Source organism: Solidesulfovibrio carbinoliphilus subsp. oakridgensis, from assembly GCF_000177215.2.
In the GTDB taxonomy this organism is placed as follows: domain Bacteria; phylum Desulfobacterota; class Desulfovibrionia; order Desulfovibrionales; family Desulfovibrionaceae; genus Solidesulfovibrio; species Solidesulfovibrio carbinoliphilus.
Map to the genome: position 1 here is coordinate 2,741,974 of NZ_CM001368.1, position 23,569 is coordinate 2,765,542.

Sequence of the window (23,569 nt, forward strand, 5' to 3'; positions counted from 1 at the left end):
GGGGGGATCATCCCCCCGGACCCCCTGGAAGGGGAAACGACGAAGGGCGGTCCCATCATGGCGACCGCCCTTCGTCGTTTCCCGGATCGGGAGGGTCCGGGAGGGGGTGACCCCCTCCCGGCCGCCGGAGGCATCTTCACACCGTCTTCCCGCCGTCAGTCCGCCTCTTCCGCCGCCACCCGGTCGCGGCCGGCGGCCTTGGCCGCATACAGGGCCTTGTCCGCCCGGGCCAGCAGGTCGTCGAGGGCGCTTTCCCCGAACTGCACCCGCTCCCGGGTTTCGGCCACACCGATGCTGACCGTGACCGGCAAATAGGCGTCGCCCACCTGGCAGGGCGCATCGGCCAGAGCCTGCCGGATCCGCTCGGCCAGCTCCGCCCCGTGCTGCCGGTCGGAGCCGGTCAGGAGCACGGCGAACTCCTCGCCGCCGTACCGGGCCACCAGATCGGACCGACGCACCGCCCCGGCGATGCGCCCGGCCACATGGGCCAGGACCTGGTCGCCGGTGCGGTGGCCGTGGCTGTCGTTGATGGCCTTGAAATGGTCCAGGTCGAGCATGAGGCAGGTGCACGGCCGTCCGGCCCGGGCCGAGGCGTCGAGCAGCTTGGCCCCGCCGGAAAAAAGGAACCGGCGGTTGTAGAGGCCGGTCAGGGCGTCGAGCACGCTCAGGCGCTCGGTTTCCTCGATATGGCCGCGCACTTCGCCGGCCATGGCGCAAAAGGCCTCGAAGAGTTCCGCGATCTCCCGGGGCATGGGGCCGCCCAGGTCCGGCGGGCAGGTGGTGTCGTACCCCTTGGCGCGAAGGCTCCTGGCATAGCCGGTCAGGATCTCCAGGGGGCGCTCCAGGTTGCGGCAAAGGCGCAGCACCAGGGGCGTGGCCAGGACAATGGTGGCCAGCGTCCCCAAGACCACCCACAACGACTGCCGCCGGTACCCGGCCAGGACCTCGGACACGGGCTCGGCCTGGACCAGCCGCCACCCTTCGAGCCCCAGGGACACCACCGCGCCGATCATCTCCCGGCCGGCGGGATCGGTGAAGAGAAACCCCGTGTCCCCGGCCGCGAGCAGGTGCGGCGGCACCCGGGACATGGCGGCATCGCCGTCGGCCCGGGTCGTGGGAGCCAGGATGCGCCCCTCCCCGTCGCACAGGATCACCCCGCTCGACGGGTCGGCCCGGGCTTCGCGCAGCCAGGCGTCCAGCGTGTCGAGCTGCACCGGCACGAACACCAGGCCGTCGAATTTTCCTTGGGAGTCGGTCACGGGAGCGGAAAAGATGCAGATGGCCTTGCCGGAGAGCCGGCCGAAGAGGCCGGTCACCAGCGCCGGCCGGCCGGCCTTGGCCGCCTTGAAATAGTCCCTGTCGCCCAGGTACACGCTCGCGTCGGCGTTGGTGTCGATCGCGGTCCAGCCGTCGGCCGTCACGTACACCACGGCCGTAACCGACCCGTGCGCCTTCACGTAGTCCCGGAACGCGCCGGCCAGTCCGGACCGGTCGTTCTTGTACGTCCCTCCGAGGCTGGCCAGGAACTCCACGTCCGCGAACCGCTCGGTCATCCAGGTCCGCACGATGTTGCGGTCCTGGGCCAGCGAGGCGGCCAACTGCTCCCGTTCGGCTTCGATGACCTGGCTGCGCTGGAAAAACGTAAAGAAGAGGGCGGCCAGAATGAGGGGCAGGGAAACGAGGAGCAGGGTGTGGAGCCGGATCAGCCCGCGCAACGTATCAAAGCCGAGAAGATGTTTCAGACGCATCCGTTTGCCTTGTGGATTCGCGCGAACCTTTCACAGACCGGCCGCATGGGCAGCGTGTCCCAGGGACATTTGCTTTTTGCCAGGCTTCCTACCGTAAAGGCGGCACGGCGGCAATCGGCGCCTCCGGCCCGCCTTGCACAAAACCCGCTTTTGGCCCATGGTCGTCTCGGCCGATCCGGCCACCAGATGCCCATGCCGTCCCGAGATTCCACCGACCCCAAGGACCCCAGGTCCCTGTCCGCGCCCCAGGCCGCCGCGCCCGGGGAGGCCCTCTGTGGCGACGCCGCCCCTTCCGGGCCCCCGAAACCGGACGTGCCGGAAGGCGACGTGGCCGACTACGTGGCCGCCCTTCGCGCCTCCGCGCGCCTCGGCCCCCTGGTCGTCCACCACCGGACCTTTCCGGCCACCCCCGCCGTCCATGCCGATCCGACCCGGCCCTTTTCCCGGCCCGTGGCCGAACTGCTCGCCCGGCGCGGCATCACGCGCCTCTATGCCCACCAGGCCCGGGCCACGGACCTGGTCCGGGCCGGCCGCCACCTGGCCGTGGCCACGCCGACGGCCAGCGGCAAGACGCTGACCTACCTCCTGCCCGTGCTGGAGGAGGTCATCCGCAATCCCGACTCCCGGGCCATTTTCCTCTATCCCCTGAAGGCCCTGGCCCAGGACCAGAAAAAGGCCATCGAGGAGCTGACGGCAAGCCTCCCGGCCTCGAGCCGGCCAACCGTCGCCATCTTCGACGGCGACACCAGCCCGCACTTCCGGCGCAAGATCCGCGACAACCCGCCGCACATCCTCATCACCAATCCGGAAATGCTCCACCTGTCGCTTCTGCCCAACCACGACGCCTGGAGCACCCTTTTCGCGGGACTCACCCACGTGGTGGCCGACGAGATGCACACCTACCGGGGCGTCATGGGGTCGCACATGGCCCACGTCTTCCGCCGGCTGCTGCGGGTTTGCGCCCGGTTCGGCGCGCGCCCGTCGTTCGTCTTCTCCTCGGCCACCATCGGCAATCCGGGCCAGCTGGCCGAGAGCCTGACCGGCCTGTCCGTGGACACGGTCACCGAATCCGGGGCCCCAACCGGGCCGCGCCACTTCCTTTTCATCAACCCCGAGCAGAGCGCGGCCACCACCGCCGTCATGCTCCTGGCCGCGGCCCTCAAGCGCGGCCTGCGGACCATCGTCTACACCCAGTCCCGCAAAATGACTGAACTCATAAGCCTCTGGATCGCCGAAAAGGCCGGGCCCTACGCCTCCCGGGTCTCGGCCTACCGGTCGGGATTTCTGCCCGAGGAGCGGCGGTCCATCGAGGCGGCCATGGCTTCCGGCCAACTCCTGGCCGTGGTCTCCACCTCGGCCCTGGAGCTCGGCATCGACATCGGGGGCCTGGATCTCTGCATCCTGTGCGGCTATCCCGGCTCGGTCATGGCCGCCTGGCAACGCGGCGGCCGGGTCGGCCGGGCGCAGCGGGAATCGGCCGTGGCACTCATTGCCGGCGAGGACGCCCTGGACCAGTATTTCATGCGCCACCCGGCCGACTTCTTCGACCGCCCGCCCGAGTCGGCCGTCATCAATCCCGACAATCCGGCCATCCTGGCCAAGCACCTGGAGTGCGCCGCCGCCGAGCTGCCGCTGACCGAAGACGAGCCGTTCCTGGCCTCCCCGGCCGTGCGGGGCGAGGTCGAAAAGCTGGAGGAAAAGGGCCTGCTCCTGCGCGACAAGGACGGTAAACGCCTGTTCGCGGCCCGAAAGCGTCCCCACCGCGACGTCAACCTGCGCGGCTCGGGCGGCCAGTTCACCATCGAGACCCCGGCCGGCGCCGTCATCGGCCAGATCGACGAGATGCGGGCCTACAAGGAGACCCATCCGGGCGCGGTCTACATCCACCGGGGCGTCTCCTACCTGGTCGAAAGCCTGGACATTCCCGAGCGCCGGGTCCGGGTCGCGCCGGGCAAGGTGGACTACTACACCCGGGCCCGGGGCCAGAAGACGACCGAGATCCTGGAAGTCCTCGGCGAATCGAAAGTCCAGGGCGTGCCGGTCTTTCTCGGACGGCTCAAGGTCACCGAGACCATCACCGGCTACGAGCGCCGGGCCGCCCGGGGCGGCCAGCTCCTGTCCATCGTGCCGCTCGATTTTCCGCCCCTGGTCTTCGAGACCGAGGGCTGGTGGTGGGTCATTCCCGAAGCGGTCCAGGCCGAGCTCGACCGGCGGCTCTTCCACTTCATGGGCGCCATCCACGCCATGGAGCACGCCATGATCGGCATCCTGCCGCTTCTGGTCCTGACCGACCGCAACGATCTCGGCGGCATCTCCACCCCGCTCCATCCGCAGGTCGGCCGGGCCTGCGTCTTCATCTACGACGGGGCCCCGGGCGGCATCGGCCTGTCGCGCATGGCCTTTGCCAAGGCCGACGAGGCCCTCTCCCGGACGCTGGCCGCCGTGGCCGGCTGTCCGTGCGAAACCGGCTGCCCGTCGTGCGTCCACTCGCCCAAATGCGGTTCCGGCAACCGGCCCATCGACAAGGTGGCGGCCCGCTTTCTCCTGGAGGTCCTCATGTCCGGAAAGATGCCCGAAGGGGCCGACTGTCGCCCCGACTGCCCCGACCACAACGAACAGCAACGATCCGACGCCCCCCAGGCCAGCCGGCCCGGCCTGCTCCCCAAAGCCGCGCCCCCGGCCCGGTTCGGCGTCCTTGACGTCGAAACCCGCCGCTCGGCCGCCGAAGTCGGCGGCTGGTGCAACGCCCACCAGATGGGCATCTCCGTGGCCGTGCTCTACGACTCGCGCCTCGACGACTTCCTGGTCTACCGCCAGGAGGAGCTGCCCGAACTCTACCAGGCGCTCACCGCCCTGGACCTGATCGTCGGCTTCAACATCAACCGCTTCGACTACAAGGTCCTGGCCGGGATCTCGCCCTTCGACCACCGGGCCCTGCCCACCCTGGACATCCTGGAAAAGGTCCACGCCCGCCTCGGCTACCGCCTGTCCCTGGACGGCCTGGCCAAGGCCACCCTTGGCACCCGGAAATCCGCCACCGGCCTCGACGCCCTGGCCTGGTGGAAGGAGGGCCGCCTGGACGAGATCACCGCCTATTGCAAAAAAGACGTGGCCGTCACCCGCGACCTCTACCTCTTCGGCCGCGACAACGGGTTCCTCCTCTTCTCCAACAAGGCCGGCCAGACCGTCAGGCTGCCGGTGGAGTGGTAGGTGGTAAGTGGAAAGTGGAGAGAGTGGAAAAGATGCCTCCGGCGGCCGGAGGGGATCATCCCCCCGGACCCCCTGGAAGGGGGTAGGGCAAGCGTAGCGGATACACGGAATAGATTTGGATGATTGACGAAATACAAGTCGGGGGGGGGCCGGGGGGAATCATTCCCCCCGGCGGGGTTCGGGGCAGAGCCCCGATTCCTCCTGTCTTTTTTCTTGTTGCCGTGGCTTTCTGCCGGCATAGTCCGCGAAACCGAACGTGAGCGAAAACGTCCCGTGCTGACCATCGAACACCTGTCCAAATCCTACGTCCAGAACGGTTCCGGCCCGACCTGCGCCCTGGCCGACGTGAGCTTCGCCGTACCGCGAGGAGCTTTCGTGTCGCTCCTCGGGCCGTCCGGCTGCGGCAAGTCCACCATCCTCCAGTGCGTCTGCGGCCTCATGCGCCCGACCACCGGCCGGGTGGCCCTCGAAGGCCGCGTTATCGTCAGCCCGCCGCCGGAAATGGCCCTCATTTTCCAGAACGCCGCCGCCTCGCTCTTCCCCTGGCAGACCGTGCGGGACAACATCCGGTTCGTCCTGCGCCGCAAGGCCGGCTCCCCGGCCGCCAAGGCCGCAACGGCGGCCGGGGCCCTGGCCGCCGTCGGCCTGTCGGACTTCGCCGACCACTACCCCTGGCAGCTCTCCGGCGGCATGCAGCAGCGGGCCGCCCTGGCCCGGGGCCTGGCCTACGGGGCCGACATCCTGCTCCTCGACGAGCCTTTCGCCTCGGTCGACGCCCAGACCCGCGAGGAACTCGAAGACCTGCTCGCCACCGTGGCGGCCGAGCAGCAAAAGACCGTCCTCTTCGTCACCCACGACATCGACGAGGCCGTCTACCTCTCCGACACGGTCGTGGTGCTCACCCCGCCCCCGGCCAGGGTGGCCGCCGCCCTCACCATCGACCTGCCCCGGCCCCGGGACCAGATCGCCAGCCGCGAAGAACGCCGCTTCCTCGACGCCCGGAAGGAAATCCATGCCCTCCTGCGCCGTTAGTTGGTGGGAGGGGCGTTGCCCCTCCCACACCCTCCCCACCAGGGCTCTGCCCTGGACCCGCCGGGGGGGATCATCCCCCCCGGACCCCCTGGAAGGGGGTAACGGGTATACGGGAAGCGGGTTTCTGGCCTGGCCTGTTGCGACCGGCCGGCAGCCTCGGAGCGTGGGCTGCATCGGGAATATCCGCCCATGACGCGCGCCAGACGCCCCTCCCGCCCTGCCCCCGGGACGTCCTGCCGGGAAACCACCACTCCCGACACCCCACACCCGTGCCCCCCCTCGGGGGGGGCCGGGGGGGATCATCCCCCCCGGTGGGGAGGTCCAGGAGGGGCAAAGCCCCTCCTGGCCGCCGGAGGCATTCTTCTCCTCTGTCTCCTCCTGGCCACCTGGGAACTCACCTCCCGCTTCCGCCTGATACGCCCGGACCTGCTGCCGCCGGTTTCGGAAGTGCTTGTGGAGCTTGGGCGTCTGGCCGTGTCCGGGGAGCTGGCCCGGCAGGGGCTGGCCACGCTGTTGCGGGTGCTCGGCGGGTTCGCGGCCGGCGGGGTGTTTGGCGTGGCCTTTGGCTTTGCCTGCGGCGTATGGCCGGGCCTGGGGCGGGCCAGCCGGCTGACGGTGGAATTTCTGCGCCCCATGCCATCGGTGGCCCTTATTCCCATCGGGATTTTGTTTTTGGGCCTCGGGTTCGGGTTGTGCGTGGCCGTGGCCGGGTTCGCCTGCGCCTGGCCGGCCTATGTGGCCGCCCTGGCCGGATCGGGCGCGGCCGGGGCGGAACTGCGGGCCACGGCCCGGGTCTACGGCCTGACCCGGGGCGAGACCATCGTTTACGTGCTGGCCCCGGCCGCCGCTCCCCAGGTCATGGCCGGCCTGCGCGTGGCCCTGGCCGTGGCCGTGGCCGTCACGGTCACGACGGAAATGGCCGCCTCGCCCGACGGCCTCGGGTCCTTTATCCTCGAATCCTCGCTCTCGCGCCGGCCCGAGGCCATGTACGCCGGCATCGTGGCCGTGGGGCTGCTCGGTTTTCTGCTAAACGCCGCCTTCGTGGCCGCCCGACGCCGCCTGCTGCGCTGGCTGCCCGAGGGGTGCCGCTGATGGCCCGCTGGACACTGACAGCCCTGGCGCGCCGCCTGAGCGGCCTGTGGGTGCTTTTGGCCCTGACCGGCCTGTGGGAGGCGGCCTCGCGGGCGGGACTGGTCTCCAAGCTCTATTTCCCGCCGATCTCGATCATCGCGGCCACCTTCTGGAAGCTGACCGCCACCGGCTTCCTGCCGCTGGAGGCCGGCCAGACCCTCGGCCGGGCCCTGCTCGGCCTTGGCCTCGCGGCCTTGCTCGCCATCCCCTGCGGCCTGGCCATGGGCGTTTCCCGCCGGCTCTCCGGGCTTTTGACGCCGACCGTGGAACTCCTGCGCCCGGTGCCGCCGCCGGCCATCATCCCGGCGGCCATGCTCTTTTGGGGCATCGGCCTTGGCATGAAGCTTTTCGTGGTGGTCTTCGCCTGCTTTTTCCCCATCCTGGTCGGGGCCGTGGACGGGGCCCGGGGCGTGGCCCCGGGCTTTCGCCTGACGGCCGCCGCCTACGGCGCGACCCGGTGGGACATGCTGGCCCGGGTCATCCTGCCGGCCGCCGGCCCGAGCGTGGCCGCCGGATTCCGCACGGCCGTGCCCATGGCCCTCATCGTCGCCGTGCTCTCCGAGATGATCGGCGCCACCGGCGGCATCGGCCACTACATCCTGCGCATGGAGCGGACCTTTGCCATCCCGGAGATGTACGCCGGCGTCGTCATGCTCGGGATCATGGGCCTGGCCGTCAACGCGGCCGTGGAGCGGTGTCTTGGCCGGCTTTTGCGCTGGCACGACGGCTGGAAAGGCGCTACACAGGCGTAAGGCTCACGGAAGTCACCCCTTTCCCCCTTCGGAGGACGCCATGAAACGACCCGGCCTCGTCGCTCTGCTCCTGTCTTTCTGCCTGGCCGCCCCGGCCCTGGCCGCCGGCCCCCTGCCGCTCAAGGTCGGCTACATTCCGGTCGGCGACTGCCTGCAACTCTACGTGGCCGAGGCCGAGGGCTACTTCAAGGCCGAAGGGCTGGACGTGGCCGCCGTGCCCATGAAGGGCGGGGCCGTGATCGCCCCGGCCGTGGAGGGCGGCGAGCTGGCCATCGGCTGGTCCAACACCGTGTCCATCGTCCTGGCCCACGCCAAGGGCTTCGATTTCGCCTTCCTGGCCCCCGGGGCCGAGGGCGTGGCCGGCCAGCACGACGTCCATGCCCTCCTCGTTCCGGCCGGCTCCGCCGTCCAGTCGGTCAAGGACCTGGCCGGCAAGACCGTGGCCATAAACACCCTCGGCAACATCAACGAGGCGGCCATGCGGGCCCTGGCCGAGAAGGCCGGCATCGCGCCCGATTCCATCCGGCTGGTGGAGGTCCCCTTTCCGGACATGGCCGCAGCCATGAGTCGGGGATCGGCCGACGCGGCGCTGATGCTCGAACCGTTCGTCACGGACGCGACCACGCGGGGCGCGGCCCGGGTCCTCGACCCCTCGCCCCACGCCCCCTTCGGCAATCCGTACCTGATCGGCGGCTGGTTCGCCAAAAAGGCCTGGATCAAGGCCCACCCGGCCGAAGCCTCGGCCTTTGCCCGGGCCGCGGCCAAGGCGTCGGCCTACATCGCGGCCCATCCGGACCGGGCCCGGGACATCCTGAGCCAGCGGACCAAGCTGGCCTCGGAGCTGGCCGGCCGGATCGTCCTGCCCCGCTTTCCGGACACCCTGGCCCCGGCCGCCCTGCAAGGCGTCATCGACGTTTCGGCCCGCTTCGGCCTCGTGCCGGCACCGTTTCCGGCCGCTGAAATCCTCGATATTCCTTCGAAATAACGCCGCTTCCCCACTGCGGCCGGGGCCGCCGTTCCAAGGCCCCGGCCGTCCGTCGCAGACCGCCGGCCGATTGACCATTGGCCGCGGTGTCTTATGTACAACACTGCGCCGTTTCCCCTGCCGCCTCTTCTGCGGCCGCCCGTTTCCCGGCTTTGCCGGCTGCGGCGGCGACGGAAAGATACGGGCCTAACGGCGAAAATGGTTCCTTGCGGCCGATGAATCGTCGCCCGTATCGGCGAGGCAGCGTCGATAGCACGGTTGCCAAAGTCCCGCCTTGCCAAAACCGGCGAAACCGTATGGGGTCTCGGCCGGCATTTCCGGATCTTTCACACGGAAATTGTTGGTTTTTCAGGCCCAAATACCCGGTTTTTTATTTTTTGCTTTACGCTGCCCCATTTTGTCACTATGAAAAAACCCCCCTTAAATAGATACCGTTATTCGGAGTAGACCATGTGCCGCTTATTCGCCCTCAGCAGCCGGGACCCCGTGTCCCCCATGCGCGCCATCGAGGCGCTCAACGTCATGAAGGAAGGGCACGACGGCTCGGGCGTCGGTCTGTTTCTCCATGACCTTGGCGGCCCCTTCGGGGAAATGAAGGACGCGCCGATTCTCTCCGGTATTTTCACGGACGAAGGACTGAAGCGCCTGGACGCCTACATGGACGAACGCGGTTTCACCACCCGTTCCACCCTGGTCCTCGATCCCAAGACCAAGACCCCGGCCGGAACGCCGGTGCGCGGCACCTACATGGCCCGGGCCTACGACTTTCCGGCCGACCTCAAGGCCAAGTCCCAGGCCGAACGCGAGCTGGCCTGCATGCTGACCCGCGTCGGGCTGCGCCTTCTCGGCGAATCCGCCGAGGACATCCGGGTCTTCTCGTTTTGGCCCGACACCATCATGGTCAAGGAAGTCGGCGACCCGATGACTGTTGGCGAGTACCTCGGCCTCGACCGGCCCGAGCTTTTCTGCCGCCGCATCCTGGCCCAGGGACGGCAGAACACCAACTACGCCATCAATCTCTACGCCTGCCACCCGTTTTTCCTGCAGGGCGTCTGCACCATGACCAACGGCGAGAACACGGCCTTTATTCCCATCAAGGAATACCTGCTCTCGCGGGGCTTTCCCGGCTACATGGGCTACCAGTCCGATTCCGAAGTCTTTGCCCACATCATGCACTTTACGCGCAACCGCCTGGGCCTTGGCATCGAGTACTACAAGCACGTCATCACGCCCTTGTCCGACGCCGAAATGGAAGGCCACACCGACCGGGAGCTTTTGGCCCGCATCAAGCAGACCTGCCGCAAGCTGATCATCGACGGGCCCAACTGCGTCATCGGCTGCCTGCCCGAGGGAACCATGTTCATGGTCCAGGACCGCAAGAAGCTGCGCCCCGGCGTGGTCGGCGGCAAGGACGGCCTCTTCGCCTTCTCCTCGGAGATCTGCGGCCTCGACGCGGCCATTCCCGACCGCGACGCCCGTGCCGATTTTCAACCCATGCACCTGGACACGGCCATAGTGCGCCCCGAATGCCAAGAGGTCACCATATGCAATCAGCTCCAGTCATTACCCCGTCCACACTAAGCGTCGCCGACCTGCCCTGGCAGGTGGACTGGGACATCCATACCTGCACCCTGTGCGGCCGGTGCACGTCCGTGTGTCCGGTTTCGGCCATCGAGCTCGGCGTCTTCCGCAAGCGCACGATCACGGCCACGCCGGCCCTGCAGAAAAAGCCGGCCAGCGATTTTTCCATCTATTACGGCATCCGCCAGCGCACCGACCCGGCCTACCGGTGCATCGGCTGCGGCATGTGCAACATGGTGTGCCCCAATAACGCCATCGTGCCGCGCCTGCGCCCCGAAGCGACCACGCTCAAGTTCCACACCAACCGGGGCGGACAGGCCAGGACCCGCGGCGGCCGGCGAAACGACACCGGCAGCCTCTTGGACCAGATCAAGTTCATCCGCATTTCCATGCTGACCGACCCGGCGCTGGACGCCGGCCGCCACGAGTTCGAGCTCAGGACGCTTCTCGGCCGCGTCCAGCCGCCCGAAGAGGGCCTGGCCGCGCTCCAGGACAACGCCTGGGTGCCGGCCGTGCGCGAGATCTATCCGCTCATGATCGGCTCCATGTCCTTTGGCGCCCTTTCCCCCAACATGTGGGAAGGCCTCGTCATGGGCGTCACGTACCTAAACGAGGAGCTCGGCATGCCGGTGCGCATGGCCACGGGCGAGGGCGGCTGTCCGCCGCGCCTGCTCCGTTCCCGCTTCCTCAAGTACATGGTGCTCCAGATCGCCTCCGGCTACTTCGGCTGGGACGAGATCATAAAGGCCCTGCCCGACATGAAGGAGGACCCCTGCGCCATCGAGATCAAGTACGGCCAGGGAGCCAAGCCCGGTGACGGGGGCCTGCTCATGTGGTACAAGGTCAACAAGCTCATCGCCGCCATCCGGGGCGTGCCGCAAGGCGTGTCCCTGCCGAGCCCCCCGACCCACCAGACCCAGTATTCCATCGAGGAATCCGTGGCCAAGATGATCCAGTCCATGTCCATGGCCTGGGGATTCCGCGTGCCGGTCTACCCGAAGATCTCGGGCACCACCACCGCCTCGGCCGTCTTGAACAACCTCGTCCGGAACCCCTACGCGGCCGGGCTCGCCATCGACGGCGAGGACGGCGGCACGGGCGCGGCCTACAACGTGTCCATGAACCACATGGGGCACCCCATCGCCACCAACCTGCGCGACTGCTACGAGAGCCTGTGCATCGCCGGCAAGCAGAACGAGATTCCGCTCATCGCCGGCGGCGGCATCGGCAAAAACGGCAACCTGGCCGCCAACGCCGCGGCGCTGATCATGCTCGGCGCCAGCGCCGTCCAGTCCGGCAAATACATCATGCAGGCCGCCTCCGGCTGCCTCGGTTCGGAACACGACCGCTGCAACGTCTGCAACATCGGCGTGTGCCCCAAGGGCATCACCTCCCAGGATCCGCGCGTCTACCGCCGCCTGGATCCGGAAAAGGTGGCCGAACGGCTGGTCGACGTGTTCCTGTCCTTTGACACGGAACTGCGCAAGATCGTCGCCCCGCTTGGCCGGTCCACGTCGCTGCCGATCGGCATGTCCGACGCCCTCGGCATCAGCGACTACCATGCCGCCAACCGCCTGAAGATCAAATACGTGGTCTAAGGCACGGGCCTTCGTCATCCACCGCAGCAGCAAGGCACACGCACATGGCACAAGAATCCGTCACCATACACGGCATTGAAAACGGCCACCGGGTCCAGTCCCGCATCCTGGAGGAACGCATCCAGCGGGCCGTGACCCAGGGCGCCCGGGAACTGACCGTCGAGGCTTACGGCCAGCACGGCATCGGCGGGCGGCTTTTCGTCTCCCGGGAGGAGCCCGTGACCGTGCGCATCACCGGCTCGCCTGGCCAGCGCACCGGTTCCATGGGCTTTCCCGGAACCAGAATCGTCATCGACGCCCCGACCTCGGACGATATCGGCTGGCTGAACGCCGGGGCCGAAATCGTGGTCCTCGGCAACGCCGGCAACGGCGCGGCCAACGCCATGGCCCAGGGCAAGGTCCTTGTCGCCGGCAACATCGGGTCGCGCGGCATGACCATGACCAAGCGCAACCCCAAATACTCGGCCCCGGAGATGTGGGTGCTCGGCTCGGTCGGCGACTACTTCGCCGAGTTCATGGCCGGCGGCACGGCCGTCGTCTGCGGCTTCGAGCCCCAGGATGCGGAGAACGTCCTTGGCTACCGGCCCTGCGTCGGCATGGTCGGCGGCCAGATCTTCTTTCGCGGCCCCCACCGGGGCATCAGCCTGGCCGACGCCAAGCTCGTACCCATCGACGACGAGGCCTTCGCCTGGCTGGCCGAAAACCTGCGCGGCTACCTCCAGGCCATCGGCCGCCCGAAACTCTACGACACCCTGGCCGTGCGCGACGACTGGCAACTTATCGTCGCCCGCAGCCCCTTTGAAAAGACCGGCAAGAAGCGCCGGTCCTTAAGCGATTTCCGCCAGCACGTCTGGGACGCAGAACTCGGCCGGGGCGGCCTGATCGGCGACCTCGACGACAGCGACCGCTCTCCCATTCCGCTCATCGTCAACGGCGAGCTTCGCCGCTTCGTGCCGGTCTGGGAAAACCGCAAATACCTTTCGCCCTGCCAGGCCAGCTGCCCGACCGGCATCCCGGTCCAGGAGCGGTGGCAGCTCGTGCGCGACGGCCTCATGGACGAAGCCATGGACCTGGCCCTGGCCTACACGCCCTTCCCGGCCACGGTCTGCGGCTACCTGTGCCCGAATCTCTGCATGCAGGGCTGCACCCGCAGTGTGGGCAATTTAAAGCCCCTCGACACGGCCATGCTCGGCAAGGCCAACGCCTCGGCCGGCAAGATGCCGACGCTCCCGCCGCTCTCCGGCAAGCGGGTGGCCGTCATCGGCGGCGGCCCGGCCGGCATGTCGGTGGCCTGGCAGCTGCGCCTGGCCGGCCACGAGGCCGTGATCTACGACCTGGAGGAGAAGCTCGGCGGCAAGATCACGCAAGCCATTCCCTCCACCCGCATTCCGGCCGAGGTGCTCGACGCCGAGGTCAAGCGGGCCCAGGAAATCCTGCCGCACATCCAGCTCAAGCAGGCGCTCTCCACCGACGAGTTCGCCCAGATCGTGACGGACTTCGACTTCACGGTCCTGGCCATCGGGGCGAACAAGCCCCGCGTCCTGCCGGTGCCGGGCAAGGAACTGGCCGTGCCGGCCCTGACCTTCCTCAAGGCCGCCAAAAAGGGCACGGCCACCGCCGGAAAGCGCGTGGTCATCATCGGGGCCGGCAACGTCGGCTGCGACGTGGCCACCGAGGCGGCCCGCCTCGGGGCCGAGTCCATCACGCTGATCGACATCCAGAAGCCGGCCGCCTTCGGCAAGGAAAAGAAAGACGCCGAGGCCGTGGGCGCGGTCTTCAAATGGCCGTGCTTCACCAAGGAAATCACCAAGGACGGCGTGGTCCTCCAGTCGGGCGAACTCGTCCCGGCCGACACGGTCATCCTGTCCGTCGGCGACGTGCCGGACGTGGAGTTCCTGGGCGACACCATCGCCACCGAGCGCGGCCACGTGACGGTGAGCGAAATCTACCAGACCACCAACCCCAAGGTCTTCGCCATTGGCGACATCGTGAAGCCGGGCCTTTTGACCCAGGCCATCGGCATGGGCCGCGACGCGGCCCGGGCCATCGGCGACATGCTGGCCGGCAAACGGCCGGTGGAAGACACGCGCAAGATGATCGACTACAAGCGGACCAAGCTCGAATACTTCGATCCGCGCATCATGGAATTCAACGATCTTACTTCCTGCGCCAGCCAGTGCTCCTCCTGCGGCGCCTGCCGCGACTGCGGGCTGTGCGAGACCATCTGCCCGACCGGGGCCATCTCGCGCCGGCAGGGCGAAGGCAAGGAATTCGAAATGGTCTCGGACCCGGAAAAATGCATCGGCTGCGGCTTTTGCGGCAACGCCTGCCCCTGCGGCGTCTGGACCATCGTGGAGAATACGCCCCTGGCGTAATGCCTTCGGCGACCAGGAGGGGCGCCGCCCCTCCTGGACCACCCCGGCGGGGGGATTTTCCCCCCCCCCGGACCCCCGAAAGGGGAGAATGGAAAAACGAAGCGGGCCGTCTCGGATGAGGCGGCCCGCTTTTTTGGTAAATAAAGTCCAGGCCCGTCTTCCGGTTCAGGGAGTCTTGGGGGCCACGATCCCGTGGCGCCCTCCGGCCGCCGGCGGCATCCTCCCCGCTTTCCCCCTGCCTGTGGCGATGGCAATGCCGCAGGCGATAAAGGCCCCGCCGGCGAGGTGGAAAAGGGCGATGGGCTCCCCGAGCAGGAGCGTCGCCTCGGCGGCCGTGAAAAGCGGCAGGGAATAGTAGACCATGCCCGCCTGGACCGGTCCGATGGCGGTGATGGCCTTGGTCCACAGCAGGTAGGCGGCAAAGGAACAGCCGATGCCGACGTAGAGGATGCTGCCGAATACCGCCGGACTTCCCTCCGGCAACGGCAGGCAGACGGCCTCCCAGAGCACCCCCGGCAGGCAGAAGAGGAGGCCCCAGGCGAAGGCGGCCGCGTTGAACCCCTGGAGGGAAACGTCCTTCGGCCGGTAGCGCGAGAAAAACGAATAGGCCGCGAAACAGGCCACCCCGGCCAGGGCGATCCAATCACCCTCGGCGAAGCGGACCCCGACCAGGGTCTGCCAGTCCCCCCGGGAAAAGAGCGTCAGAACGCCGAGCAGCACCACCCCCACGCCGGCCACCCGGCGGTAGGTCAGGGGCTCCTCGTGAAAGAGGCGCGACAGGATGAGGATCATGATGGGCGCGGTCGGCACGAGCAGGGCCATGTTGAGGCTGGTGGTGGTCTGGGCGGCCTTGTAGACCAGGGTGTTGAGCCCGGTCACGCCGACGAGCCCGATTGCGGCCAGATACCGCCAGTGCCGGCGCATGCCCGGCCAGTCGGCCCGAAGCCGGGGCAGGGCCAGGGGCAGGACGCAGGCCAGGGCCAAGAGCCAGCGCCAGAAATTGAGCTGGAACGGAGGGATGGCCTGGGCGATGCCCCGGGCGGCCACGAAGTTGCCCGACCACAGGATGGTCGCGGCCAGGGCGGCCAGGATGCCGGCTGTTCGGGAGGAAAGGGGCATGGCGGTTGTTTCGGTCCTTGCCGCGCGAATCCACGGAACCGGACTCGCCGCAGAAACTGTCCGGTTTCAGATTTCCCTTTCAGGGGGTCCGGGGGGGATGATCCCCCCCGGCCGCCGGAGGCATCTTAATCTTTCCTACTCCTCGCCCTCGTCCTGCTTGCCGCCGACCGCGCGCTTGTACTTGCAGCCGCGGTTGGGGCAGGTGACGAGTTCGCCGTCGCGGGTCTTCTTGCGGACCAGGATCTTGGAGTCGCACAGCGGGCAGGGTTCGTTTATGGGCCAGTCCCAGACCGCGAAATCGCACTGGGGATAGGAATCACAGGCGTAAAAGACCTTGCCGCGCTTGGAGCTTTTTTCGACCAGCGTGCCGGTGCAGCCCTCGCGGGGGCAGGCCACGCCCGTGGAAAAAGGCCTGGTGTACTTGCAGTCCGGCCAGCCGGTGCAGGCGATGAACCGGCTGCCGGTGCGGGATTTTTTGAGCACCAGATCCTTGCCGCACTGGGGGCAAGTGCCGACGGCCGCCACTTCCTCGGGCTTGCGCTCCCGGGGGACGACGGCCCCGTCCGGGGCCCGGTCGAACTCCTTGGTGTTCTTGCACTCCGGGTAGCCCGAGCAACCGAGGAATTCCCCGGCCTTGCCGAAGCGGATGACCATGGGCTTGCCGCACAACTCGCAGGTGACGTCCGTTTCCTTGCCGGCCTTGACCTTGGCCATGTCCTTGGCGGCCTTGGCCAGGGTCGGATTGAAGTCGTCGGTGAAGTCGCGAAGGAGCGCCACCCAGTCGCCCCGGCCCTCGGCCACGGCGTCAAGGGCCTCTTCCATGCCGGCCGTGAAGCCGACGTCCATGATCTTGACGAAGTGCTCGGCCAGGAGGTCCGAGACGGTTTCGCCGAGCTCGGACGGCACGAAGTGCTTGTCGTCCAGCCGGGCATAGTCCCGGTCGATCAGGGTCGAGATGATGGCGGCATAGGTCGACGGCCGGCCGATGCCCTTTTCCTCCAGCTCGCGCACCAGCGAGGCTTCGGAGTAGCGCGGCGGCGGCTGGGTGAACTTCTGGTCCTTCTTGAGTTCCAGAAGGGTCAGTTCCTGGTCCTTGGCCAGCGGCGGCAGGGACTTGGCCTCGTCGCCGGCCTCCTGGCCGTAGACTTTGAGATACCCGGGGAAAATCAGCCGCTGGCCCTTGGCCTTGAACATGGCCGGCCCGGCCGCGATGTCGGCGGCCGTGTCCCAGAACCGGGCCTCGCTCATCTGCGAGGCCACGAACCGCTCCCAGATGAGCTTATAGAGCGAAAAGAGGTCCTTGGGGAGGAGCGTCTTGACGTCGGCGGGGGTCAGGGCCACGTCGATGGGCCGGATGGCTTCGTGGGCGTCCTGGGCCCCGGCCTTGGACCGGAAGTGCCGGGCCTTCTCCGGGTAGTAGTCCTCCCCGAGGGTGCCGGTGATGAACTCCTTGGCTGCGTCGCGGGCCTCGTCGGCGATGCGCGTGGAGTCGGTCCGCATGTAGGTGATAAGGGCCACCGTGCCCCGGTCGCCGAGCTCCAGGCCCTCGTAGAGCTTCTGGGCCGCGCCCATGGTCCGCTTGGCCGAATAGCCGAGCCGCTGGTTGGCGGCCTGCTGCAGGGTCGAGGTGATAAAGGGCGGGGGCGGGGATTTCTTGCGTTCCTTCTCGGCCACCGAGGCGACCACAAAGGGGTTGCCCCGGATGGCCGCCTCGGCCTCGGCGGCCGCCTCGGCGCTGCCGATCTCGACCTTCTTGCCGTTGTACTTGGCCAGCTCCGCCTCGAACTCGGGCGGGACGTCGCCGGCGAGGCGGGCCTTGAAGACCCAGTACTCGACCGGCACGAAGGCCCGCCGCTCCTTCTCGCGGTCCACCACCAGCCGCAGGGCCACGGACTGGACCCGGCCGGCCGAGATGCCGCTTTTGACCTTCTGCCAGAGGATCGGCGACACCTTGTAGCCGACCAGCCGGTCGAGGATGCGCCGGGCCTGCTGGGAGAGAAAAAGTTTTTCGTTGATCTCGCGCGGGTGGGAAAGGGCCTCGCGCACGGCCCGGGCCGTGATCTCGTTGAACATGATGCGGTGGATGGGGACGTTCGCATCCTTTAATATCTCGGCCACGTGCCAGGCGATGGCCTCGCCTTCGCGGTCCGGGTCGGGGGCGAGATAGATGGCGGAAGCCCCGGCCGCGGCTTCCTTGAGCTTGGCGACCACCTTCTGCTTGCCTGGAATGATTTGATATTGCGGCGCGAAATCCTCGTTTTCATCCACCCCGAGCTTTTTGGAGGGCAGATCGCGCACATGACCAACCGAGGCTTCGACGGCATAGGCATTGCCGAGAAACTTCTTGATGGTCTTTACCTTGGCCGGCGACTCGACGATGATAAGGTCCTTTCCCATGGCAGGCGTGCTATAGCCACCCCACGGGGCCAAGGCAAGGGTTGCCGTTTGTTTCTTGCCGGGCTACTCCTCGCTTTTGGTCCGGACGTATGACTTTTTCACAAATTAAACTGCGGCCCGTCCGGCGGCCCTGCGGGAGAGACCTTTGGAGAGCGCAACGCGTTTCGGACACGTGGTCATGCTCGGCCCGACCAATGCCGGCAAATCCACGTTGCTCAACCGGGTGATCGGACAGAAGGTGTCCATTGTTTCGCCCAAGCCCCAGACCACGCGCAACAGCATCAGCGGCATCCTGACCGAGGAAGGGGCCCAGGCCGTCTTTCTCGACACCCCGGGCCTGCACCGTCAAAAACGCGGCATCGCCCCGCTCCTTTTGCGCTCGGCCTACGCCGCCCTGACCCGGGCCGACGTGGTCCTGGTGCTCCTCGACGGGGCCCAGTACGCCCGGCGCCTGGAAGGGCTCAAAAACGACCTGCTCCCCATCGTCCGGGTTTTAAAAGACAGCCCGGTGCCGGTGGTGGTGGCGCTGAACAAGGCCGACGTGGTCCGGGAAAAAGCCCGGATGCTGCCGGTCCTGGCCGCGGTCGGCGAGGCCCTGCCCGGAGCGGAGCTTTTTCCGGTAAGCGCCTTGACCGGCCTTGGCGTCAAGGAACTCCTGGCCGCGCTTTTCGCCCGCCTGCCCGAGGGCCCGCACCAGTTCGACCCGGACGAGGTCTCCACCGCGCCGGTTCGGTTTCTGGCCTCGGAAATCGTGCGCGAGAAGGTCTTTCTGGCCCTTGGCGAGGAGCTGCCCTACTCCACGGCCGTGACCGTCGAGGATTGGGACGAGGAATCCAAGCCCGGGCTTGTCAAAATCCAGGCGTCCATCCTGGTCGGCCGCGAGAGCCACAAGCCCATGGTCATCGGCAAGGGCGGGGAGCGGATCAAGGACATCGGGCAAAAGGCCCGCATCGACATCGAGGAGATGCTCGGGACCAAGGTCTTTTTGGAGCTGTGGGTCAAGGTCCGGCCGAACTGGGCCGACGATCCGGCCCTTCTGCGCGACCTCGGGCTCGGGGAATAGTTTTCGCCGGCCCGCCGGCCCCGGACGGGCGGGCGCGGCCGGACCAAGGAGTCGATTGGCCATGGCCGGAGGTGGGACGTGGACATGAGCGCGGAAGGCCGCCTGGCCGGGGTGAAAAAGCGGATCGAGGAAGCCTGCCGCAGGGGCGGCCGCGACCCGGCCGAGGTCACGCTGGTCGCGGTCTCGAAGTTCCACGACGCGGCGGCGGTGGCGGAACTCGCCGCCTGCGGCCAGACCGTTTTCGGGGAATCCTACATCCAGGAAGCCCTGCCCAAGATGGAGGCCGGGCCGGCCGGCCTGACCTGGCATTTTATCGGCCACCTGCAGCGCAACAAGGGCAAGCTGGCCATCGGCCGCTTCGCCCTGATCCACACCCTGGACAACCTGGAATTGGCCCGGCTATTGCAGAAAAAGACCGGCGAGCAGGGTCTGGCCCCCCAGGCCGTCTGCCTGCAAGTCAACGTGGCCGGCGAGGCCCAGAAATCGGGCGTTTCGCCCGAAGGCCTGCCGGCACTGGCCGAGGCCGTGGCCGCCATGCCGGCCCTGTCCCTCTCGGGGCTCATGGTCCTGCCGCCGGTCTTCGACGATCCGGACGGGGCCCGGCCGGCCTTCGCCCGGCTGCGCGAACTGCGGGACGGCCTGGCCGCGCGGCTTGGCCTGGCCTTGCCGGTCCTGTCCATGGGCATGAGCGGCGACCTGGAAGCGGCCATCCTCGAAGGGGCGACCCACGTGCGCGTGGGCACGGACCTTTTCGGCCCGAGACAGCGATAAGGCGTCCCCCGGACGCCGGGAGGCACGAGTGGCGAACGCACCCGAAGCGCCGGAAGGCAAGAAGAAATCCGGGTTTCTCAAATACATCATCCTGGTCGTGCTGTTGCTCGTCCTTGGCGGCGGCGGCTACTTCGCCTACCTCAAGTTTTTCGCGGCCAAACCGGCCGCGACGGATGCCGCGGCTCCGGCCGAAGGCCAGCCCGCGCCCGAGGCTCAAAAGGCCGAGGACGGCCACGCGGCCAAGCCCGAGGAGAAAAAGGCCGAGGGCGGCCACGGCGAAGCCAAGGGCGGCGAGGCCAAGGGCGGGCATGGCGGCAAGGACAAGGCCCCGTCCAACAACGTGGCCCTGCCCCCCTTCGTGGTCAACCTGGCCGACCCCAACGCCCGGCGCTACCTGAAGATCGTGCTGGACGTGGAAATGACCGGCAACCCGGAACTGCTCGAAGCCAACCAGGCCAAGATCCGCGACTCCCTGCTCATGCTCCTGTCGTCCAAGACCTCCCAGGACCTGGCCACGCTTGAAGGCAAGATCCTCTTGCGCAAGGAAATCGTGGACCGTCTGAACCAGGCCCTGGGCCAGGCCAAGGTGGCCCGGGTCTATTTCACGGATTTCGTCATCCAATAAAGCGGCGCCGCGCGCGAGGGATTTCCATGGCTCCCGACGACATCGATCAGGACAAACTGGCGGCCGAATGGGCCGCCGCCCTGGATGACCAGGACGACGACAAGCCCGCTTCCCAGTCGGACATCGACGCCCTGTTCGACCAGCCGTCCGGCGGCGGCAAGGGCGGTGGGGGCGGGGGCGACGACGCCCTGGCGGCCGAATGGGCCGCGGCCCTGGCCGACGAGGAGGAGCAGTCCATCAAGCGCGAACGGGACCAGGACGCCCTGTCCCGGCAAAGCGCCTCGGCCCAGTTCAAAAATCTGACGCAGGAGGCCAAGGCCCCGCGTCCGGAAAACGTCCGCCGGGACCTCGACTTCATCCTGGACATCCCGCTCGACGTGTCGGCCGAGCTCGGACGGACCAAGCTCCTTATCAACGAACTGCTGCAGCTCGGCCAGGGTTCGGTCATCGAACTCAACAAGCTGGCCGGCGAGCCGCTGGAAATCTACGTCAACGGCAAGCTGGTGGCCCGGGGCGAGGCGGTCGTCATCAACGAGAAATTCGGCGTGCGCCTGACCGACATCATAAGCCCCATCGAACGGGTGAAACAGCTTGCCTGATCCGGCCGCCGTCCCCTCCCCCCTGCCGGCCACGGACTTCAGTCTGGCCGGAACGGCCCTGCACATGGCCCTGGCCCTGCTCGCCATCCTGGCCGTCATTTTCGCGGCCTACTGGCTCCTGCGGCGCTTCGGCCCCAAGTTCGGCCTTGGCCCCGGCGGCCGGGGCGGGGTGCTGCGCCTCATGGCCCACCTGAGCCTCGGGCCCCGCAAAAGCGTCGTCGTGGTCCGTTTCTTGAATAAGGATCTGGTGCTGGGCGTCACCGACCAGTCCATCACGCTTCTCACCGAGGGCAATGCCGACCATGATGCGCAATCCGATTTCGCGGCCGCCCTGGCCGACCAGACGCGCCGTCCCGGCGGCGACCCGGCTCCCTGATGGTGCGCCGGCACGTTCCTTTTCTGTAGCCAACCCAGGCAATATCCTAAAAAAGTTTCTTTTTTTGCTGACAAAGCACGCCCGGACCTTTTCCGGGCAGGCCGCCTTTCCCGTCTGCCTGCTGGTCCTGGCCGGACTTGTCCTTTTCGTGGCCGGGCCGGCCCTGGCCCAGGACGCCCCGACCCTGTCCCTCAACCTGGCCGCCGGCCAGAACCAGCCCGAACGGGTCTCGACACTCCTCGAAATCCTGTTCGCCTTGACCGTCCTGTCCCTGGCCCCGTCGTTCATCCTGACGGTGACGTCTTTCACGCGCATCATCATCGTCTTCTCGTTTCTGCGCCAGGCCATGGGCGTGCCGCAGGTGCCGCCGACCCAGATCCTGGCCAGCCTGGCCATTTTTCTGACCTGCGTCATCATGTATCCGACCGGCAAGCAGATCAACGACGACGCCCTGCAACCGTATCTGGAGGAGCGCATCGGCTTCACCGAGGCCCTCAAAAAGGCCGAGGCGCCCTTGCGCGAGTTCCTGTTCAAGCACACCCGCGAAAAGGACCTGTCGGTCTTTTACACCGTGACCAAGATGGAGCGGCCCAAGGACAAGGCCGAAGTGCCGACCATGATGCTCGCGGCCGGCTTCATGATCAGCGAGCTCAAGACCGCCTTTACCATCGGCTTTCTCATCTACATTCCGTTTCTGATCCTCGACATGGTGATTTCGAGCATCCTCCTTGCCATGGGCATGATGATGCTGCCTCCGGCCACCATTGCCATGCCCTTCAAGCTCCTGCTCTTTGTCCTGGTCGACGGCTGGGCCCTCATGGTCGGGTCGCTGGTCAACTCATTTGGAACCTGAGGAAGGAGAGGCAAGCCCATGACGACCGATATGGTGGTGGCCCTGTCCCGGCAGGCCATCGAGACGGCCCTTTTCCTGGCCCTGCCAATGCTCGGCGTCTCCCTGGTGGTCGGAGTGATCATCTCGGTGCTCCAGGCCGCGACCCAGATCCAGGAGATGACGCTCACCTTCGTGCCGAAGATCCTGTCCATGTTCATCGCGCTTTTGATCGCCTTTCCCTGGATGATGGACAAGATGCTCAATTTCACGCGCGAACTCCTGATGAACATCCCGACCTACATCCGCTGACGCGGCTGCGGAGGGAGGAGGAAGATGCCTCCGGCGGCCAAAGGGGGGTCACCCCCCTTTGGAAACCCCGGGCGGGGCGGGCGGTGTGGCGTCAGGCGCACGCGGACAGGTGCCGGCGGGGGCGTGTCGGCTACGCCACCGGGGGGGTCCGGGGGGAATCATTCCCCCCGGCGGGTCCAGGGCAGCGCCCTGGCAGGGTCCGGGACAGCGTCCCGGCGGGGTTCGGGGCAAAGCCCCGATTATTCCTCGCCGAAGTAGTCTTGATGCCGCTTCGTAAAGGCCAAAGCGGCGGCAAAGGCGGCCGGCGAGTGGGGCTCGAAGGTGACGGTCGGGTGCAGGTTGCGGGCGGCGAGCAGCGCGAAGAGGGCCTCGAACGGGATCTCCCCCTGGCCGGGCCCCAGGTGTTGGTCAAAGGAACCGTCGTTGTCGTGCAGGTGCAGGTGCAGGAGAAACGGGGCCAGGGCGTCGATCCAGGCGGCCAGGTTGTCCCGGCTCTTGCCTTCGGCGAAGCTGTACCAGTGGCCGATGTCGAGACAGGCCCCGACCGAGGCCGCCTGCCCGGCCGGCAGCCGCTCCCGCAGGGCGGCGACGGCCCCGGACACGGTGGCCGGGTCGGTCTCGAAGGTGTTTTCCAGGCACAGCGGCGGATGCCCGGGCCAGACGGAAAGGACCGCGGCCCAGGTGTCGGCCGCCCGGGCGGCCCAGTCGGGAAAGGAGCGGATGTAGAGAAAGCGGTTGTAGGCGGCGTGGCCGACCAGCCGATCGGGCCGGTAGGCCTGGGCCGTGTCCATGGCGGCCTTGAGCCTGTCGCGGCTCGCTTCCCGGATGCGGGCGTCGGCGCTGCCGGGTTGCAGGTCGAAAAACGGCAGGTGGAGCGTGCGGGCCAGGCCGGCCTCGTCCAGGCGGCGGGCCAAGTCGGCGTGCCAGGCCGGCGTCTTGGCGTCCATGAGGACCGGATCGAGCCCCAGCTCCGGGGCCACGCCGCCGTCCAGGTGGCGGCTGACCAGGGCCGGGTCCCGGTCGGCCACTCGCAGGTTCAGATTGACGTAAAACCGGGGCATGGGCG

19 protein-coding genes are annotated in these 23,569 nt (G+C 67.7%); 15 read left to right on the plus strand and 4 right to left on the minus strand.

Annotation, left to right across the window (positions count from 1 at the left end):
* Positions 1-155: 155 nt before the first annotated feature.
* A complete protein-coding gene (locus DFW101_RS11940) occupies positions 156-1,748 on the minus strand; it encodes a sensor domain-containing diguanylate cyclase (RefSeq protein WP_009181778.1) in 1,593 nt (530 codons plus the stop codon).
* A 192-nt stretch (positions 1,749-1,940) separates the two neighbouring features.
* Between DFW101_RS11940 and DFW101_RS11945 the strand changes: the two genes are divergently transcribed.
* The 8 genes from DFW101_RS11945 to DFW101_RS11980 all read left to right on the plus strand — a co-directional run bounded on the left by DFW101_RS11945 (position 1,941) and on the right by DFW101_RS11980 (position 14,412).
* Entirely contained in the window at positions 1,941-4,958 is a 3,018-nt protein-coding gene (locus tag DFW101_RS11945) for a DEAD/DEAH box helicase (protein ID WP_009181779.1), read from the plus strand.
* Positions 4,959-5,231: 273 nt separating this feature from the next.
* A complete protein-coding gene (locus tag DFW101_RS11950; RefSeq protein ID WP_009181780.1) occupies positions 5,232-5,990 on the plus strand; it encodes an ABC transporter ATP-binding protein in 759 nt (252 codons plus the stop codon).
* A gap of 453 nt (positions 5,991-6,443) precedes the next feature.
* Positions 6,444-7,082 carry an ABC transporter permease gene (locus DFW101_RS11955; RefSeq protein ID WP_232285997.1) on the plus strand — a complete coding sequence of 213 codons (639 nt, stop codon included), beginning with the start codon at positions 6,444-6,446 and terminating at the stop codon, positions 7,080-7,082.
* The gene (locus DFW101_RS11960; protein ID WP_009181782.1) at positions 7,082-7,873 is read left to right on the plus strand and encodes an ABC transporter permease; all 792 of its coding nucleotides are present in this window, start codon (positions 7,082-7,084) and stop codon (positions 7,871-7,873) included. The genes DFW101_RS11955 and DFW101_RS11960 overlap by 1 nt, the downstream gene beginning before the upstream one ends.
* A 40-nt stretch (positions 7,874-7,913) precedes the next feature.
* Complete coding sequence (locus DFW101_RS11965) at positions 7,914-8,858, plus strand: ABC transporter substrate-binding protein (RefSeq protein ID WP_009181783.1); 945 nt, start codon at positions 7,914-7,916, stop codon at positions 8,856-8,858.
* Positions 8,859-9,308: 450 nt separating this feature from the next.
* Positions 9,309-10,439, plus strand: a complete 1,131-nt coding sequence (locus DFW101_RS11970) for a class II glutamine amidotransferase domain-containing protein (protein WP_009181784.1) — start codon at positions 9,309-9,311, stop codon at positions 10,437-10,439.
* Entirely contained in the window at positions 10,403-12,037 is a 1,635-nt protein-coding gene (locus DFW101_RS11975; RefSeq protein WP_009181785.1) for a glutamate synthase-related protein, read from the plus strand. The genes DFW101_RS11970 and DFW101_RS11975 overlap by 37 nt, the downstream gene beginning before the upstream one ends.
* A gap of 44 nt (positions 12,038-12,081) precedes the next feature.
* Positions 12,082-14,412: an FAD-dependent oxidoreductase gene (locus tag DFW101_RS11980; RefSeq protein WP_009181786.1), complete on the plus strand. Its 2,331-nt coding sequence runs from the start codon at positions 12,082-12,084 to the stop codon at positions 14,410-14,412.
* A gap of 165 nt (positions 14,413-14,577) precedes the next feature.
* Here the strand turns inward: DFW101_RS11980 and DFW101_RS11985 are convergent, their stop codons facing one another.
* Together DFW101_RS11985 and topA are read right to left on the minus strand one after the other, a co-directional pair.
* Positions 14,578-15,531 (minus strand): DMT family transporter, encoded by a 954-nt coding sequence (locus DFW101_RS11985; RefSeq protein WP_009181787.1) that lies wholly within the window; start codon positions 15,529-15,531, stop codon positions 14,578-14,580.
* Positions 15,532-15,666: 135 nt separating this feature from the next.
* Complete coding sequence (gene topA / locus DFW101_RS11990) at positions 15,667-17,928, minus strand: type I DNA topoisomerase (protein ID WP_009181788.1); 2,262 nt, start codon at positions 17,926-17,928, stop codon at positions 15,667-15,669.
* 145 nt (positions 17,929-18,073) lie between these two features.
* Between topA and era the strand changes: the two genes are divergently transcribed.
* From era to fliQ, 7 genes are all read left to right on the plus strand, one after another.
* On the plus strand, positions 18,074-18,991 hold the full coding sequence (era, locus tag DFW101_RS11995) for a GTPase Era (RefSeq protein ID WP_009181789.1): 918 nt from the start codon (positions 18,074-18,076) through the stop codon (positions 18,989-18,991).
* A gap of 84 nt (positions 18,992-19,075) precedes the next feature.
* Positions 19,076-19,762, plus strand: coding sequence for a YggS family pyridoxal phosphate-dependent enzyme (locus DFW101_RS12000; RefSeq protein WP_009181790.1), 687 nt, complete (start codon positions 19,076-19,078; stop codon positions 19,760-19,762).
* A gap of 28 nt (positions 19,763-19,790) precedes the next feature.
* Complete coding sequence (locus DFW101_RS12005) at positions 19,791-20,387, plus strand: flagellar basal body-associated FliL family protein (RefSeq protein ID WP_009181791.1); 597 nt, start codon at positions 19,791-19,793, stop codon at positions 20,385-20,387.
* A 26-nt stretch (positions 20,388-20,413) separates the two neighbouring features.
* Positions 20,414-20,986, plus strand: a complete 573-nt coding sequence (gene fliN, locus DFW101_RS12010; protein WP_009181792.1) for a flagellar motor switch protein FliN — start codon at positions 20,414-20,416, stop codon at positions 20,984-20,986.
* The gene (gene fliO, locus DFW101_RS12015) at positions 20,979-21,362 is read left to right on the plus strand and encodes a flagellar biosynthetic protein FliO (protein WP_009181793.1); all 384 of its coding nucleotides are present in this window, start codon (positions 20,979-20,981) and stop codon (positions 21,360-21,362) included. The genes fliN and fliO overlap by 8 nt, the downstream gene beginning before the upstream one ends.
* 118 nt (positions 21,363-21,480) lie before the next feature.
* On the plus strand, positions 21,481-22,215 hold the full coding sequence (gene fliP / locus DFW101_RS12020) for a flagellar type III secretion system pore protein FliP (protein WP_043643327.1): 735 nt from the start codon (positions 21,481-21,483) through the stop codon (positions 22,213-22,215).
* Between the two features lie 18 nt (positions 22,216-22,233).
* Positions 22,234-22,503: a flagellar biosynthesis protein FliQ gene (gene fliQ / locus DFW101_RS12025; protein ID WP_009181795.1), complete on the plus strand. Its 270-nt coding sequence runs from the start codon at positions 22,234-22,236 to the stop codon at positions 22,501-22,503.
* Between the two features lie 239 nt (positions 22,504-22,742).
* On the opposite strand, the gene DFW101_RS12030 is transcribed toward fliQ, so the two are convergent.
* The gene (locus DFW101_RS12030) at positions 22,743-23,564 is read right to left on the minus strand and encodes a sugar phosphate isomerase/epimerase family protein (protein WP_009181796.1); all 822 of its coding nucleotides are present in this window, start codon (positions 23,562-23,564) and stop codon (positions 22,743-22,745) included.
* Positions 23,565-23,569 lie beyond the last annotated feature (5 nt).

What these genes read in the sequence shown, in the direction of transcription:
- DFW101_RS11970 (WP_009181784.1), top strand. Translation starts at nt 9,309, where the DNA reads ATGTGCCGCTTATTCGCCCTCAGCAGCCGGGACCCCGTGTCCCCCATG.
- DFW101_RS11975 (WP_009181785.1), top strand. Translation starts at nt 10,403, where the DNA reads ATGCAATCAGCTCCAGTCATTACCCCGTCCACACTAAGCGTCGCCGAC.
- DFW101_RS11965 (WP_009181783.1), top strand. Translation starts at nt 7,914, where the DNA reads ATGAAACGACCCGGCCTCGTCGCTCTGCTCCTGTCTTTCTGCCTGGCC.
- DFW101_RS11960 (WP_009181782.1), top strand. Translation starts at nt 7,082, where the DNA reads ATGGCCCGCTGGACACTGACAGCCCTGGCGCGCCGCCTGAGCGGCCTG.
- DFW101_RS11940 (WP_009181778.1), bottom strand. Translation starts at nt 1,748, where the DNA reads ATGCGTCTGAAACATCTTCTCGGCTTTGATACGTTGCGCGGGCTGATC.
- DFW101_RS12000 (WP_009181790.1), top strand. Translation starts at nt 19,076, where the DNA reads ATGAGCGCGGAAGGCCGCCTGGCCGGGGTGAAAAAGCGGATCGAGGAA.
- DFW101_RS11945 (WP_009181779.1), top strand. Translation starts at nt 1,941, where the DNA reads ATGCCGTCCCGAGATTCCACCGACCCCAAGGACCCCAGGTCCCTGTCC.
- DFW101_RS12030 (WP_009181796.1), bottom strand. Translation starts at nt 23,564, where the DNA reads ATGCCCCGGTTTTACGTCAATCTGAACCTGCGAGTGGCCGACCGGGAC.
- fliQ (WP_009181795.1), top strand. Translation starts at nt 22,234, where the DNA reads ATGACGACCGATATGGTGGTGGCCCTGTCCCGGCAGGCCATCGAGACG.
- fliN (WP_009181792.1), top strand. Translation starts at nt 20,414, where the DNA reads ATGGCTCCCGACGACATCGATCAGGACAAACTGGCGGCCGAATGGGCC.
- DFW101_RS11980 (WP_009181786.1), top strand. Translation starts at nt 12,082, where the DNA reads ATGGCACAAGAATCCGTCACCATACACGGCATTGAAAACGGCCACCGG.
- DFW101_RS11985 (WP_009181787.1), bottom strand. Translation starts at nt 15,531, where the DNA reads ATGCCCCTTTCCTCCCGAACAGCCGGCATCCTGGCCGCCCTGGCCGCG.
- topA (WP_009181788.1), bottom strand. Translation starts at nt 17,928, where the DNA reads ATGGGAAAGGACCTTATCATCGTCGAGTCGCCGGCCAAGGTAAAGACC.